Genomic DNA, 15,208 nt, shown 5'->3' with positions numbered 1-15,208 from the left:
GATCATAGGGCTTAATTATGCTTAAAATAGCTTATGATCCTATATATGCACATCCTTTACCAGAAGGGCATCGTTTCCCGATGCTCAAATATGAACTGATCCCTGCTCAGTTATTGTATGAGGGCATTATTGAACCTCAAAACTTATTCTCACCTGGCCTGGCTGATGAAGAGGTAATTTTATGGACACATGATAAACAGTATTGGGAGCAGTTGCGCGATCTGACATTGCCGCCAAAAGAACAAAGGCGTACGGGTTTCCCGTTATCCGCTCAACTCGTTGAGCGCGAGATCCACATTGCAAAAGGCACTATCGATGGCTGTCATTATGCGTTTCAAAACAAAGTTGCTTTTAATATTGCGGGCGGTACGCACCATGCTGGCACCAATTGGGGCGAAGGCTTTTGCTTACTGAATGACCAGGCCATAGCTGCTAATTACTTATTGAAAAACAAACTTGCACAATCTATCTTAATCGTTGATCTTGATGTGCACCAGGGAAATGGTACAGCACAGATCTTTGAGAACAACCCTGCCGTTTTTACATTTTCCATGCATGGAGCCAATAATTTTCCCTTCCGCAAAGAGCATTCTGATTTGGATATTGCACTCCCTGATGGTACTGCCGATGAGGAATATCTGCATTTACTGAACACAACGTTACCCCAATTAATAGCCGCCCAAAAGCCTGATTTTATATTTTATTTAGCAGGAGTTGATGTACTTGTTTCTGACAAGTTAGGTAAAATGTCTTTAAGTAAAACCGCATGTAAACAAAGAGATGTATTTGTATTTGAGCAATGTATAAAAAATAACATCCCGGTACAGGTAAGTATGGGCGGCGGGTATTCCCCTGATATAAAAGATATAGTTGAGGCGCATTGTAATACATACCGTGTCGCAAATGAATTGTACTTTTGACATTATTTATAACTTAAAAATAGTAATTTCAAGCCTGTTACCATTTCAAAACAGCTCGTATGTTTAAAACGTTCCGATCAGCCTTAATCATCATTTTTGTTTTATGGCAGATGACATCCATTGCCCAAATTGTATCCTCAAAGCACGATCTGCATTTTGATACATTAGCTGCTCACTGGGACGAAGGTATCCCATTAGGAAACGGAACTGTGGGTGCACTTATCTGGCAAAAACAAAATCACCTGCGCTTCTCGCTCGACAGGGTCGATCTTTGGGATGAGCGCCCTATGAAAGGCCTGCACCGTAAAGAATTTAGCTATCAGTGGGTTTATGAGCAGGTTAAGAATAAAGCAGACTACAGCCTTGTACAAAAATATTTTGATGATCCTTACGATAATGAACCTGCGCCATCAAAAATCCCCGGCGCGGCAATGGAGTTTGATACTAAAAATTGGGGTAAGGTACAATCTGTACACTTGTTTGTAGATAACGCCCTATGCGAAGTGAAATGGGCAAATGGCATTGTTTTAAAAACTTTTGTACATGCCACCAAGCCGGTTGGCTGGTTCAGGTTTGAGAATTTATCAACTGATATTTACCCGCAGCTTATTCCGCCATTATACCAGGCAGCTATAACAAAGGAGAACTCAAATTCAGTAGTGGGCGAGGATCTTTCAAAATTAGGATACAAACAGGGATTTGTAAACAGGCAGGGTAACAACATAACTTACACGCAGGAAGGCTGGGGCGGTTTCTCCTACCAGGTTAACGTACGATGGAAAAGAACCGGAAAAATTATTGAGGGCGTTTGGAGCATTTCATCGCAAAAGAAAGACAGTAAGACAAATAGCCCTGCTGCAATGGTTACAGCAGTAACTTTGAAAGGTGGCTATACCACTGATTACTTAACCCACCAAAACTGGTGGAGGTTGTTCTGGAGTAAATCAGCCATCCATATCCCGGATACACTGATAGAGAAACAATGGTATCTGGAGCAATATAAATTTGGCTCGGCTGCCAGGCAAGGTGCGCCGCCAATTTCATTACAGGCGGTATGGACAGCAGATAACGGCCGCATACCACCCTGGAAAGGTGATTACCATCACGATTTAAATACCCAGCTCAGCTACTGGCCATCATATAGCGGCAATCACCTGGATGAGGGAATTGGCTATCTCGACCACCTGGATGCTAACAAAGCCAATTATAAGCGATACACCAAATTGTATTTTGGTAAAAATGGTTTGGCAGTACCCGGCGTAACCACACTTAACGGTACAGAAATGGGTGGCTGGATCCAATATTCCCTATCGCCCACAGTATCATCTTGGCTGGGGCAGCATTACTACCTGCAATGGCGTTATAGTATGGATAAGGTTTTTCTTAAAAACCGGGCTTATCCGTGGATTAGGGATGCCGCTTTTTTTTTAGAAGGCATCACCACTATTGATGCTGCCGGGAAAAGAAAACTTCCAATAAGTTCAAGTCCGGAAATTAATGACAACTCACCCGAAGCTTGGTTTCCGCAGAATACCAATTATGACCTGTCTTTAATGAAATTTACATTTCATGCAGCAGCCGAACTTGCTAACGAACTGGGTTTAAAAGATGAGGCTGCCCATTGGAATAAGATCTATGCGCAGTTTGGAGATTTTGCGCTTACACCAAATAATGAATTGATGTTTTCGCCATCGATGGCCTATAATCAATCACACAGGCATTTTTCGCATGCCATGTCTATTTATCCGCTTGGCGAAATCAAATGGGAGGATGGTCCAAAATCACAGACTATTATTAAAAATACCATTCATTTATTAGACAGTATAGGGCCGGCCTATTGGTGTGGTTATTCGTATTCGTGGTTAGCAAATATGAAAGCCCGTGCCAAAGATGGTGATGGGGCAGCTAAGGACCTTACTATTTTTGCCAAAGCATTCTGCTCTATCAATAGCTTCCATTTAAATGGCGATCAAACAAAATCTGGCTATTCAAAATTTACCTATCGCCCTTTCACACTCGAAGGTAATTTCGCTTTTGCATCTGGTCTGCAGGAAATGCTGCTGCAAAGCTATGCCGGTTTTATTGAAGTTTTCCCGGCTGTACCCGCCGAATGGAAAGATGTTTCGTTTCATACTTTAAGGGCTCAGGGTGCTTTCCTGGTGAGCGCAAGTAAAAAAGGCGGACAGACATCTGAAGTAAAGATATTTGCAGAAAAAGGCGGAAATACCAAATTGAAATTACCTTTTGCGCAATGGTCAGTATCATCTAAAAAAGGAGTAGAAATCATCAATACCCATGATGGATTTATTACCCTTAAGTTTAAAGTTAATGGCGAACTGGTGCTGAAAAATCAATAGGCGGCTGACTAATCCTGCGCTAAAATTAAAACCGTTTTATCCCGAAGCTTTTTGCTGATGAACTGAAAACGAAAAAACAGCAGGATTGCGGATACCATTAATCCCAATACCAAGCCATACCAAATGCCGGCAACACCTAAATGCATTGATATGCCTAACAGGTAACCTACAGGTAAACCAATTACCCAATAAGCTAAAAAGGTAATTATGGTAGGGATATTTACATCGCCCATACCGCGCAAAATGCCAAGACCAACTACTTGTGTACCATCAAACAGCTGGAAAAATGCGGCTATGATAAGTAACTGTGCTGCAATAGCTATAACCTTTTTATCTGAAGTGTACATCCATGGTAATATATGATTGCCTAAAGTAAAAATAAGGGCGGTAAACATCATAAACACAATAACTATGTGATAGTTTGAGATAGCCGAATGCCTGAGCTTCTGATGATCATTACTACCAAAATAATTCCCTGATTTTATAGCCGCTGCGGCCGATAATCCACTGGCCATCATATACGTGATGGATGCAAGGTTAATGGCCACCTGGTGCGCGGCCTGCTCATTATATCCAATTGTACCAATTAAAATAGCCGCTCCGCTAAAGGCACTGATCTCAAAAGTATATTGAAGCGCAACCGGCGCACCAATACGCAGAATCTTCGCACAATAAATACGTTTCACGTTGGTAAGCACAAAGCTTTTGAGGTATTTTTTGAAGTGGACGGATTTAAAAACATAAAATCCCATCACGGTTGCCATTAAACAACGGTCAATCAGCGTACTGTAGCCAACGCCTTTTATGCCCATTGGCGGAACACCAAACAAACCTTTTACAAAAATTATACCCAGGCAAATATTGAGCACATTACCCCATATAGAGATCATCATGGCTTGCTTGGTAAAGCCCAAACCCTCGGCAAACTGCTTAAAGGTATTGAATACCAGCATGGGAATAATGGATACCCCCAACAGCAATAAAAATGGTTTGGCCTGCCTTACAACCTGCTCCGTTTGATCTAAATGATTTAAGAAAATGATTGAGCTAAAGTAAGTTATGGCAAATAACACTACGCCTGTAACTACATTAATGAAAAGGCTGTTTGAAAGCAGCTTACCACATTCATCATAATTATTACTGCCGTTGTGCTGTGCTATCAATGGGGTGGAACCATAGGAGATACCTATCCCAATAACCAGCAGCACTACAAAAATACTGTTTGCCAAAGCTACTGCCGCTAATGACACGGTGCCTGCAAAATGCCCTACAATAATACTATCCGAAGTTTGTACAAGGGTATGGCCAACCTGCGAAATTACTACCGGGATAGCCAGATGCAGGTTTTCGCGGTAATGATCTTTGTATTTATGGTAGATGGCTTTCATTTATTAGGATAATGGTATAGCAGATTTTTAAAGATTATGAACTGTTAAAAAATGGATTATTAATTACCGGCTGTTCTTTAACCTCAAATTGCGGCAGTATAAAATTCTTCCTTTTCGGTAGTATTAATTTTGATTATCCCGGAAAGGATGAGATCTACCAAAAGGCGCTGCGCTTTTTTGCGCCCTATTTTAAGCAGGTCGCAGCATTCTATAATGGTTATTCGCGCTGCCTTTTCCAGGTATTCTAAAAGCGCTTTCTCATTGGTCGAATATTCAATCAATACACCTTCATCACCCGCCGATCTTTTTAAAACGTCGACAACAATTTTACTGGCCAGTATACTTTTATCTTTTACCCGCACATAAACCCACCATTTACCATCTTCGGCAAGTGCATAATGTGGCTTGGTTAAGCTGCCTGCAATTTCAACAATCAATACCAGCTTATCATCTACATAAACTTCTTCAAAGGTAGGCTCCAACGCTGGCTTTGCATACAGATGGGCCGCCTTGGTTATCATGTAGCGTTCTTCGTCTTCAGATTTTACACCTTTAATTGTACCATCATCAGCTACACCGATCAATAGCTTACCACCCCTGTTATTAGCGTACGACACCATTGTGCGTGCAATTTTTTCGCAGCTGGTAATTGTCTTTTTAAAATCAAGTGTTACACCTTCGCCCTCAAAAATCAACCTTTTAATATTCATCAGTCCTGTATCTCCTTTTTGAACGATTGATAAGGGGTAAATATTTCCATCCATCTTTCAGGACGCGTTATTTCTGTAAAACCAAACTGTTTGTATAAACCTTGTGCGTCGGCTGTGGCTAACGACCATCGCCTTAAGCCCTGCAAATCCGGATATTGAATAATGGTTTGAACCAGCCACTTTGAAAGCCCTGCTCCACGAAATTCAGGTAGGATAAATACATCGCACAGATAAGCAAATGTTGCTTTATCAGTAACTATTCTTGCAAAGCCAACCTGCACATTTTGTTTATACACCCCAAAGCATAGCGAATTGCTGATTGCCTTTTTTAGCGTTGCAATTGGAATTCCCTGTGCCCAATATGATTCCTCATCAAGGTAAGTGAATATCATATCAAAATCGAGCAAGCTTTGATCGGTAGAAATATGAAACCCTTTTTTAAGGAAAGTATCATCGTTCATTATAACATGCATTTTTGATCTGATTTTATTAAGCGGATTAATGAAATTTAAAAGAGGGGAGAAGCCTGCTCCCTCGTTATTCATAATATTGCCTTACTGGCTAATATCAGAAATTTCTCCAAAAGTTTAACAGAAAGATATGAACACTTTTACTTCCGTCCCCATTATAAACAACCCACAGGCTATCGCACAATAAAAAGAATTGCAAACAATAAGTTGATTTTCAACGTTAAGTAATTGTATTTAATGAGTATAATATTAAAAAATTAAATAAAAAACCTATGAAAAAGCACATTTTAAGCGTTGCATTAATAGCCGCAATGATCGGATCTATAGCAACGGGTTGCAGTTCGTCAAAAAATGCAAGCAGTAGTGATACAACTACCAAAAAAGACACTACCAAAATGAGTACCCCAATGGTGGATACCAATAAAAAAGATACGACTAAGAAAGACACAACGCATCACTAAAAAATACAAAACAAAGGCCTGGTATAAACCGGGCCTTTGTTTTGTAATACAAGTTTAAAAAGCACTCCTGATAACGCCACCATCGGCCCTTACGGCAGCACCATTTGTAGCTATCGCAATATCACTCGCCAGGTAAGCAACTAAACTGGCAATTTCATCCGTTTCAATAAAACGTTGTAATATGGATGATGGCCGTGCAGTTTTGAAAAAATCCTGTTCAGTTTCTTTTTCTGTTTTTCTTTTCTCTTTAGCCAGATCTTTAATAAAACCACCAACACCTTCAGACAAGGTTGGCCCGGGTAAAACTGAATTAACAGTAACATTTGTGCCTTTTGTAAGTTCGGCAAGGCCACGGGCTACTGCTATCTGTGCAGTTTTGGTCATACCATAATGGATCATTTCTTCGGGGATCTGAATGGCCGACTCGCTCGAAATAAATATAATACGGCCCCAGTTTTTACTGATCATTTTATCAAAATAAGCCCTCGATAAACGAATGCCACTCAGCACATTTACTTCATAAAATCTTAACCAATCTTCGTCAGTAATAGCTGCAAATGCTTTTGGCTCAAAAATTCCAACGTTATTAATTAAAATATCGACTTCAGGAAGTTCAGCGATCAGCTTATTTATCTGCGCAACATCTGCAAAATCTGCAGCAATGCCACTGATATTTTTATTCCCGGTCTCCTCAATTAATTTTTCAACAGCCGAATTAACACGTTCGGCAGAGCGGCCATTTAAAATTACCCGGGCGCCTTCATTAGCCAAAGCTTTTGCAATCGAATAACCAATGCCCAAAGTTGAACCGGTTACCAATGCTATTTTATTTTTTATTTTAAGATCCATTTTATTTAAAATTGATAGATGTTAATTAACAGTACAATGGTAAGCATGTTTTTAATTGCATTCCAAGCTTTTAAAAAAGATGGAAAACGCCTGACTAAAGGTTTTCTTTAACTCAATTATTTTATTCTCATAATTAACATTATGTTAAGTAATATATTCAATTAATAGGGCCTTTGATGTAAAGGCCCTATCTTATATTAGTTTAATGCGTCTATTTGTTTTTTAAGCGCATCGGCTTTAGCCTTATTTTCGGCAGCATGTGCCGGGTCTGATTTACCTCTGTAATAGTTTCTCAGGTTTGATAATGCATCAGCTGATTTTGGATTGAGATCCACTGCTTTTTGCAGGTATGGCTTAGCTAAATCAAACTGTGCATTTGATTTTGCTAATTCAGCTTCGTATTCCTTTTGCTTGTTTGATGGTAATTTGTTTGCAGCATTGTAAATATCAATAGCCGGTCTCATTAAAACATATCCTAAATTTAAATTTGCTTCAAAATAATTAGGATCAACTTCTAATGCCTTTTTGTACGACTCCGACGCTTTTGCATAATTATCAAGTGCTATCTGGTGCTGTGCTTTTTTAGTTGCATCATCTTTTGCTTTATCACTTTTTGCATCAGCAGCATCAGCTAACTGCGAATATGTAAGCCCTTCGTAGTAATATAAGTCTTTATTTTTTGGATCATTGGTTATTGCACTCTGTATTTTAACCAATACATCGTTCTGTTTGCCTGATTGAAGCGCGATCTCTACCTCACGTTTACGCAAATCAGAGTTAGATGGGTATTTGGTTACACCCTCACCTATAATTTTCAACGCTGCTGTAGTATCTTTTGATAACAAATCAATTGTTGAAAGGTCAAGATACACTCTTGCATTACCTGAATATTTAGTAGTTAATAATTTAGTATAGTTAGTTACTGCTAACGGATAATACTTAGCATCAGTTTTTCCGGCGTTTGCAGCAGAAAGACCTGTGTAATAGATAGCGTTTGTATCTTCAGGTAATACGGTACGGTAGTAATCAAAATCCCTGTAAGCATCGGTATACTTTCCGGTTTGATACTCCTTTACGCCCATTGTTAATTTATATTGAGCCAGGTTAAGATTGGCTGCATCAATAAGCTTTTTGTTTTCGCCTTTGGTATCCAGATCCTTAGCTTTCTTAGTGGCTTCATCAGCGGTAGCAAATAATGGTTCTGATGTTGTAGCAACAGTATCATCAACAGCTAAAGCCGAATAAATGGCGCCTTTTAAAGCATAAGTTTGTGGTAAAGTGGCTGTTTTTTCGTTTACAGCGGCCTTATCTATAGATGTTTTGGCATCGGCAATGCTTGATTTAGCTTTGGCTGCTAATGCGGCTGCTTTTTGTCCGCGCAGTGATTCATAGCTATCGTAGCCTTCCTGGGCATTTTTTAATTCTCCTTTTTGCGCAAACGCTGTTGCAGAAGCTAAGCCTAAAAGGCATGTCATCAAAATTTTGATTTTCATGGGTTATTGATTTGTTAACTGTTTTAGTTTATTATTTACCTTATTATATTGGTCCTGGTTTCCTGCCTGTGCGTATAGTAACTGCAATAAATGCAGGCAATTGGCATCGTTTGGTGATATTTCATTTGCTTTTTCAAGCCATTGGGCGGCACGTGTTTTATTCGGACTATTACCCCTCTCCTTTTTTACTTCACTTTCTTTAAAGTAAAGCAGGCCGAGATTAAATATGGGATCATAAGCCGAGCTGTTAAGCTCTATCGAATGCAGATAAAGTGATTCTGCTTTATCATATTGATCCAAATTATCATAGCAAACCGCTGCAACAAAGGCAATATCGGCGTTATTTGAGTTAATGTCAAGTAATGCGGGCAATAATGGGGTTAATGAACGGTAATCCTTACGGTTACTATAAATATTGGCCTCATCAAGCAGCAGCATTTTATCATTGGGTAATAGCTTACGGCCTTTTTTAATAATGCTGAGCGCACTTGCTGTATCGCCTAATAATTTATAGGTGTTTGATGCTGCCTGTACATATTCGGCCTTGGTGCTATCATTTGCTACTAAATTTGCATAGTATTTTGCCGCTAACTGAGAGTTGCCTAACTTATTATGCGAATAAGCTATATACTCATTAAGCGGTTTAAATGCAGGTGCATATCTCTGCGCGGCTTCAAATAATTGCAAGGCATTTATAAAATCAGAGCTTTTCATGTAAACAAAAGCTTTACGGATATAAACATTGGCTAAACAATGTTTGGCATAGTCCATTTCGGGCTGATACCTGTAAATTTTTCTGCTTGCAGAGAGCTTATCAACCAGGTCTGTAGTTTGGGTAAACAACTTAGCCGGTTGATTAAGCTTATTTAATGAGTCGATATATAGAATGCTTGAATAAACAATGGCCCTGTACACGCTTTTCTCTACATCGGCAGAGTCAGCACGTGTGGTAACTAAACTATCAACCGATTTTTTTGCATTAGCTAAGTATTTAAGGTCTTTCTTTTGTTTATAAAAAGCAAGACCATTAACTACATTTTTAAGTGCCTCTGTCTGACAAAAAACAGACGAAGAACTAAACAGCAAGATCAAAACCGGTAATACTATTTTACGGCCAGTCATTTTTATTCAATTATATCATCAGGGGCTGATTCTGCACCTTCTGCGCTTTCAGTATCTGTATTTTCTGCATTTTCATCACCCTCTTTTTCTTCTTCCTCGTCGTGCTCAATTTTTGCTACGGATGCAATCTCATCATTTCCTTTCAGGGTTATCAGCCTAACACCCTGGGTAGCTCTACCCATAGTTCTTAGTTCGCTGATGGCTATCCTTATAATAACACCCGATTTATTGATGATCATCAGATCTTCATTATCAGTAACACCTTTTATGGCAACAAGTTTTCCGGTTTTATCAGTAATGTTTAAAGTTTTAACACCCTTACCACCCCTGTTTGTTACGCGGTAGTCGTCAATATCGGTACGTTTACCATAACCTTTTTCTGATACCACCAATACGGTAGTTTCCGGGTTATCGATACTGATCATACCAACAACTTCGTCCTGCTCATCCTCTAACGAGATACCACGAACACCCGTTGCAGTACGTCCCATCGGCCTAACTGTAGATTCGTTGAAGCGGATTGCACGGCCCGATTTAAGTGCCATTACAATTTCACTGCTTCCGCTGGTTAAGTTTGCCTCTAATAATGAATCGCCTTCATTAATGTTAATAGCATTGATACCGTTAGCACGCGGACGGGAGTATGCTTCTAAAGAAGTTTTCTTAATGGTACCTTTCTTGGTACACATAATGATAAAGTTATTTTCAAGGTAATCCTTATCCTTAAGGTTGATAAGTTTGATGTAAGCCTTGATGTTCTCCTCTTTAGGGATATTGATGATGTTTTGAATAGCACGGCCCTTAGAAGTACGGCTGCCTTCAGGAATTTCAAATACACGTAACCAGAAACACTGTCCTGATTCGGTAAAGAACAACATGTAATTGTGGTTTGATGCGATCAATAAATGCTCAATAAAATCAGCGTCGCGGCTGTTACTGCCTATTGATCCTTTACCGCCCCTGCCCTGTCTGCGATATTCAGTCAAAGGCGTACGTTTAATATAGCCTTCGCGAGAGATGGTAATTACAACATCCTCATCCTCAATAAAGTCTTCAGTATTCATTTCGGCAGATGAGTGTACCATTTCGGTATTGCGCTCATCACCATATTTATCTTTGATCTCTATTAACTCATCTTTGATGATCTGCATCCGCAAACCTTCATCATTAAGTATTGAGTTTAAGTAATCGATCAGTTTCATCAGTCCATCATACTCATCCTTGATCTTGTCACGCTCCAGTCCGGTTAACCTTCTTAAGGTCATATCCAGAATAGCACGTGCCTGGATGTCTGTTAATCCAAACTGGGTTATTAAACCTTCGCGGGCGTCATCAGGTGTATTTGATGCACGGATCAGCCTGATAACTTCATCAAGATGATCTAATGCAATTAACAAACCTTCTAATATATGTGCACGTTTTTGTGCTTCTGATAGTTCAAATTTTGTACGGCGTACAACAACCTCGTGCCTGTGTTCAACAAAGTGGTGGATCAGGTCTTTAAGGTTCAGTAACATTGGCCTTCCATGTACAAGCGCAATATTATTGATGCTGAATGATGTTTGAAGCGCCGTGTATTTGTACAGGTTATTTAGTACGATAGCTGCATTGGCATCGCGTTTTATCTCATAAACAACTCGGATACCCAAGCGGTTGGATTCATCCCTGATGGCAGAGATACCTTCCAGTTTTTTCTCATTAACCAATTCAGCAGTACGCTCAATCATTAATGATTTATTGATCTGGTACGGAACTTCGGTAACAATAATACGTTCGCGATCATTGTTATAAGTTTCAATTTCAGCTCGTGCTCTTATTACAATTCTGCCGCGGCCGGTTTCAAAAGCTTCTTTAGCACCTTCAAAACCATAAATAATACCCCCGGTTGGAAAATCCGGACCTTTTATATAGGTCATTAATTCCGTAACCTCAATATCGCGCTTGTCAATCAATGCTAATGTAGCATTGATAACTTCGGTTAAGTTGTGAGGCGCCATGTTAGTGGCCATACCTACCGCAATACCCGATGCACCATTTACTAATAAGTTAGGAAACTTAGCTGGCAATACAGTTGGCTCCTGTAATGAATCGTCAAAATTTAGCTGGAAATCAATGGTATCTTTATTGATGTCGGCAAGCATTTCCTCGGCAATCTTTTCAAGCCTTGCCTCTGTATACCTCATTGCTGCAGGTTCATCACCATCTATTGATCCGTAATTACCCTGTCCTTCAACAAATGGGTAACGAAGGCTCCAATCCTGGGCCATACGTACCATTGCATCATAAACAGATTTATCACCATGCGGGTGATACTTACCCAACACCTCTCCCACAATACGGGCAGATTTTTTATAAGGCTTATTGTTACTTAAACCCAGGTCAAGCATTCCGTATAAAACGCGTCTGTGAACTGGCTTTAAGCCATCGCGAACATCAGGTAATGCTCTTGATACGATAACCGACATTGAATAATCAATGTACGCTGATCGCATTTCTTCGTCAATATTTATCGAAATTATTCTGTCTTCTTTGTGCGGATTATCGTTTTCTGTTCCTTCGGCCATTTTTATTTCTCTGTAGATTCTTCTCTATATTGGTGTGTTTAAAATTGAATTTTAAACGACCTGCGAAGTTAAGAAAATTAATGGCTTTACCATGCCATTTTTAGTAACATTTATGGGGTTTTCCACAATTATCTGGTGTAAATAAGGCCTGCAAACAGTATGTTTAAAACCTTTATTTGATCTTTTTCCAATACTCCTTTACCTGGGTACCATTTGGCAATGTTCCGTTAAAAGTAAGGGTATCATTACGCACCGTATATTGATAATGTATAGCTACATTAAGTGTTTTTGAAGGCTGTTCGCTAAAGGTTTGGGTTTCAAGGCAGCTATCGGCAGTAAGTGTATAATCTCCTGCTTCATACTTTTCCGGCTTCTGCCCTTTTTCAAGTAAAAATGCTTCATACTGATTGGCATCATAATTTCTATGCAAGGCATATTCAGTGGGTGCCTTTTCAGGCTTGTCATTGTAAATGCCACCGCTGTACTCCCACATGCCCGATAAAGTAGGCCTGGCATAAAAGGATGATAACAAAAACAGCATGGCCGCTGCGGCTAAAACTCTTTTCATAACTAAACCCAATTAATTCCTTTTTTTAATAACGAAAGTGTTTTTTCTTCTTCGCTGCCTGCTTCCGGCTGGTAATTGTAAAGCCATTTAGCAGTTGGAGGTAAACTCATCAGGATTGATTCTATACGGCCATTGGTTTCTAAACCAAATTTAGTGCCTGCATCGTATACCAGGTTAAATTCGGTATAGCGGCTTCGGCGCTGGTATTGCCATTGCTGCTCCAATTCTGTAAATGTTTTATCGCGGTTACGCTTAACCAGCTCGGTATAAATAGGGATAAATGAACGGCCAAGGCTTTTTGAAAATTCAAAAATGGAGTCCCAGCTATTCTCCTCATTTTCCATTAAACGATCATAAAATATACCGCCGATACCCCGTGTTTCATTGCGGTGTTTTATAAAAAAGTAATCATCGGCCCAAAGCTTAAAGCGATGATAAAAATCATGGTTATAGTTATCGCAAACTGATTTTAGGTAAGCATGAAAGTACCGGGCATCCTCATCAATTACATAATGCGGGGTAAGGTCTATGCCGCCGCCAAACCATCTGACAGGCTTTTGCCCTTCGCCAAATGACGATGGCATTTCAAAGTAGCGGATATTCATGTGGATGATTGGTACCAACGGGTGATTTGGATGGATCACGATAGAGATGCCCGTCGCGAAAAAATCATCCTGCTCCACTTTGAAGGCTTTTATCATGCTATCAGGAAGCTTGCCATGAACTGCGGAGAAGTTAACCCCACCTTTTTCAAATATATTACCATTTTGAATAACCCTGGTACGGCCGCCACCGCCGCCTTCTCGCTCCCATTTTTCTTCTTCAAAATGTGCTTTCCCGTCGGCTAATTCAAGTGCTGCACAGATCTCGTCTTGTATCAGTTGGTAATCGGCAGTTATTTGCTCCCTGTTAATCATCGCGGCAAAGGTAATTGATTGGGTTGATTAAGGGAAAAGTAAATAAATTGAATATTTATAAATTCAGGTTATCAGGTAAAATTAAACCTCAATATAGTTCAGATCCTTGCCATAAGTTTCCTTTAACTGACTTAATGAAAGTAAAGCTATAACGGTAAGTATTCCCATCATAATATACCCACTGTTTATCATCCCATAATGGGCAACCAATGCCGTAAATGCCAGGTTTATAGGTATTAATGATCCACGTACAAAATTAGGAACTGTTGTAGCTACTGTTGAGCGGATATTTGTACCAAATTGCTCTGCAGCTATGGTGACAAAAGTGGCCCAATAGCCAACAGTACAACCCATAAAAAAGCAAAGCCAAACAAAATGCTGGCTGTTAAGGCCTTTTGAACTCAAATAGCTTACCACACTTACAACTGATAATAGCAGAAAAACCGCCATTGTTATTTTTCGTGATTTGGTGAGCTGAGCCAATAATCCGGCAAATATACCACCTACAGCTATACCTATATAAGTGTATAAAATGCCATCGCCGGCACTTAAAACATCTTTTGCACCAAGGGCCTTACCAAATTCGGGCGATAAGGTAACCAGTACCCCTACCACATACCAAAGCGGAGCACCTATCAAAATACAGAAAAGATATTTTTTAAACCGGGCCCAGTTGCTGAACAGCATAAAGAAGTTACCTTTTGAAACATTGGTTTGCTCTATGTTTTTAAACATCCCCGATTCAAAGGTGCCTATTCTTAATAATAACAGTAATACGCCCAAGCCACCACCAACAAAATAGGCATTACGCCAACCATGTTTGGCTACTATAACGGCTGCTGCTGCACCAAAAAGACCTATAACGGCTACTATGGTAGTTCCGTAACCGCGTTTTTCTTTACTTAATGTTTCAGTTACCAAAGTAATACCGGCACCAAGCTCACCGGCAAGGCCTATCCCTGCAATAAAACGGATGGCTGCGTATGTATTAACATCATGAACTAATCCGTTGGCAAAGTTTGCTATAGAGTAAAGTAAGATAGAGCCGAACAATACTTTTATTCTGCCTAATTTATCGCCAACAACACCCCATAAAATACCACCAAGCAAAAGCCCGAACATTTGAACGTTGATAATAAACAATCCCTTTGGAAGCACATCTGCCGCACTAACACCAATATCAAGCAGGCTGCTTTTCCTAACGATTGAAAAAACAAGCAGATCATAGATGTCAACAAAATATCCAAGGGAGGCAACAAGTACTAAAAAAACAATATTCCTTGTGGCTTTGGCAGCGGTAGCATCGGTCATAATTGCAATGATTGGTTAAGCTAAAGTAGCAGAATATTAATAATTAGTAAAAAAATAACAATAAAAAAACCCCTGCGG

13 protein-coding genes are annotated in these 15,208 nt (G+C 39.7%); 3 read left to right on the top strand and 10 right to left on the bottom strand.

The features are described 5' to 3' along the window. The first annotated feature begins 17 nt into the window (after window positions 1-17). Window positions 18-920, top strand: a complete 903-nt coding sequence (locus tag ACQY4U_RS20660; protein ID WP_428331359.1) for a histone deacetylase family protein — start codon at window positions 18-20, stop codon at window positions 918-920. Between the two features lie 59 nt (window positions 921-979). Beyond that, entirely contained in the window at window positions 980-3,277 is a 2,298-nt protein-coding gene (locus ACQY4U_RS20655) for a glycosyl hydrolase family 95 catalytic domain-containing protein (protein WP_428331358.1), read from the top strand. A gap of 8 nt (window positions 3,278-3,285) precedes the next feature. On the opposite strand, the gene ACQY4U_RS20650 is transcribed toward ACQY4U_RS20655, so the two are convergent. The 3 genes from ACQY4U_RS20650 to ACQY4U_RS20640 all read right to left on the bottom strand — a co-directional run bounded on the left by ACQY4U_RS20650 (window position 3,286) and on the right by ACQY4U_RS20640 (window position 5,920). Beyond that, on the bottom strand, window positions 3,286-4,665 hold the full coding sequence (locus tag ACQY4U_RS20650) for an MATE family efflux transporter (RefSeq protein WP_428331357.1): 1,380 nt from the start codon (window positions 4,663-4,665) through the stop codon (window positions 3,286-3,288). A gap of 83 nt (window positions 4,666-4,748) precedes the next feature. Beyond that, window positions 4,749-5,429 (bottom strand): AlbA family DNA-binding domain-containing protein, encoded by a 681-nt coding sequence (locus ACQY4U_RS20645; RefSeq protein ID WP_428331356.1) that lies wholly within the window; start codon window positions 5,427-5,429, stop codon window positions 4,749-4,751. Further along, window positions 5,375-5,920: a GNAT family N-acetyltransferase gene (locus tag ACQY4U_RS20640; protein ID WP_428331355.1), complete on the bottom strand. Its 546-nt coding sequence runs from the start codon at window positions 5,918-5,920 to the stop codon at window positions 5,375-5,377. The genes ACQY4U_RS20645 and ACQY4U_RS20640 overlap by 55 nt, the downstream gene beginning before the upstream one ends. Window positions 5,921-6,117: 197 nt before the next feature. On the opposite strand from ACQY4U_RS20640, the gene ACQY4U_RS20635 reads away from it, so the two are divergent. Then, window positions 6,118-6,306, top strand: coding sequence for a hypothetical protein (locus ACQY4U_RS20635; RefSeq protein ID WP_428331354.1), 189 nt, complete (start codon window positions 6,118-6,120; stop codon window positions 6,304-6,306). A 54-nt stretch (window positions 6,307-6,360) separates the two neighbouring features. Here ACQY4U_RS20635 and ACQY4U_RS20630 read toward each other — a convergent pair whose 3' ends face one another. The 7 genes from ACQY4U_RS20630 to ACQY4U_RS20600 all read right to left on the bottom strand — a co-directional run bounded on the left by ACQY4U_RS20630 (window position 6,361) and on the right by ACQY4U_RS20600 (window position 15,130). Continuing rightward, on the bottom strand, window positions 6,361-7,155 hold the full coding sequence (locus ACQY4U_RS20630; protein WP_428331353.1) for an SDR family NAD(P)-dependent oxidoreductase: 795 nt from the start codon (window positions 7,153-7,155) through the stop codon (window positions 6,361-6,363). A 197-nt stretch (window positions 7,156-7,352) separates the two neighbouring features. Next, on the bottom strand, window positions 7,353-8,648 hold the full coding sequence (locus ACQY4U_RS20625) for a tetratricopeptide repeat protein (protein WP_428331352.1): 1,296 nt from the start codon (window positions 8,646-8,648) through the stop codon (window positions 7,353-7,355). Window positions 8,649-8,651: 3 nt separating this feature from the next. Then, entirely contained in the window at window positions 8,652-9,770 is a 1,119-nt protein-coding gene (locus ACQY4U_RS20620; RefSeq protein WP_428331351.1) for a tetratricopeptide repeat protein, read from the bottom strand. A gap of 2 nt (window positions 9,771-9,772) precedes the next feature. Beyond that, a complete protein-coding gene (gene gyrA, locus ACQY4U_RS20615; protein WP_428331350.1) occupies window positions 9,773-12,334 on the bottom strand; it encodes a DNA gyrase subunit A in 2,562 nt (853 codons plus the stop codon). A 172-nt stretch (window positions 12,335-12,506) separates the two neighbouring features. Further along, window positions 12,507-12,902, bottom strand: a complete 396-nt coding sequence (locus ACQY4U_RS20610) for a hypothetical protein (protein WP_428331349.1) — start codon at window positions 12,900-12,902, stop codon at window positions 12,507-12,509. Window positions 12,903-12,904: 2 nt separating this feature from the next. Then, window positions 12,905-13,819 carry an oxygen-dependent coproporphyrinogen oxidase gene (hemF, locus tag ACQY4U_RS20605; RefSeq protein ID WP_428331348.1) on the bottom strand — a complete coding sequence of 305 codons (915 nt, stop codon included), beginning with the start codon at window positions 13,817-13,819 and terminating at the stop codon, window positions 12,905-12,907. A gap of 81 nt (window positions 13,820-13,900) precedes the next feature. After that, window positions 13,901-15,130 (bottom strand): MFS transporter, encoded by a 1,230-nt coding sequence (locus ACQY4U_RS20600; RefSeq protein WP_428331347.1) that lies wholly within the window; start codon window positions 15,128-15,130, stop codon window positions 13,901-13,903. Window positions 15,131-15,208: the final 78 nt, after the last annotated feature.

It is taken from the genome of Mucilaginibacter sp., from assembly GCF_965277465.1.
GTDB lineage: Bacteria > Bacteroidota > Bacteroidia > Sphingobacteriales > Sphingobacteriaceae > Mucilaginibacter.
Note: the sequence above shows the minus strand (reverse complement) of the source record. Positions and strands in the feature narration are given on the sequence as shown.

Coding starts and splice junctions, on each gene's coding strand:
- ACQY4U_RS20660 (WP_428331359.1), top strand. CDS start 18: ATGCTTAAAATAGCTTATGATCCTATATATGCACATCCTTTACCAGAA.
- ACQY4U_RS20655 (WP_428331358.1), top strand. CDS start 980: ATGTTTAAAACGTTCCGATCAGCCTTAATCATCATTTTTGTTTTATGG.
- ACQY4U_RS20650 (WP_428331357.1), bottom strand. CDS start 4,665: ATGAAAGCCATCTACCATAAATACAAAGATCATTACCGCGAAAACCTG.
- ACQY4U_RS20645 (WP_428331356.1), bottom strand. CDS start 5,429: ATGGATGGAAATATTTACCCCTTATCAATCGTTCAAAAAGGAGATACA.
- ACQY4U_RS20640 (WP_428331355.1), bottom strand. CDS start 5,920: ATGAATAACGAGGGAGCAGGCTTCTCCCCTCTTTTAAATTTCATTAAT.
- ACQY4U_RS20635 (WP_428331354.1), top strand. CDS start 6,118: ATGAAAAAGCACATTTTAAGCGTTGCATTAATAGCCGCAATGATCGGA.
- ACQY4U_RS20630 (WP_428331353.1), bottom strand. CDS start 7,155: ATGGATCTTAAAATAAAAAATAAAATAGCATTGGTAACCGGTTCAACT.
- ACQY4U_RS20625 (WP_428331352.1), bottom strand. CDS start 8,648: ATGAAAATCAAAATTTTGATGACATGCCTTTTAGGCTTAGCTTCTGCA.
- ACQY4U_RS20620 (WP_428331351.1), bottom strand. CDS start 9,770: ATGACTGGCCGTAAAATAGTATTACCGGTTTTGATCTTGCTGTTTAGT.
- gyrA (WP_428331350.1), bottom strand. CDS start 12,334: ATGGCCGAAGGAACAGAAAACGATAATCCGCACAAAGAAGACAGAATA.
- ACQY4U_RS20610 (WP_428331349.1), bottom strand. CDS start 12,902: ATGAAAAGAGTTTTAGCCGCAGCGGCCATGCTGTTTTTGTTATCATCC.
- hemF (WP_428331348.1), bottom strand. CDS start 13,819: ATGATTAACAGGGAGCAAATAACTGCCGATTACCAACTGATACAAGAC.
- ACQY4U_RS20600 (WP_428331347.1), bottom strand. CDS start 15,130: ATGACCGATGCTACCGCTGCCAAAGCCACAAGGAATATTGTTTTTTTA.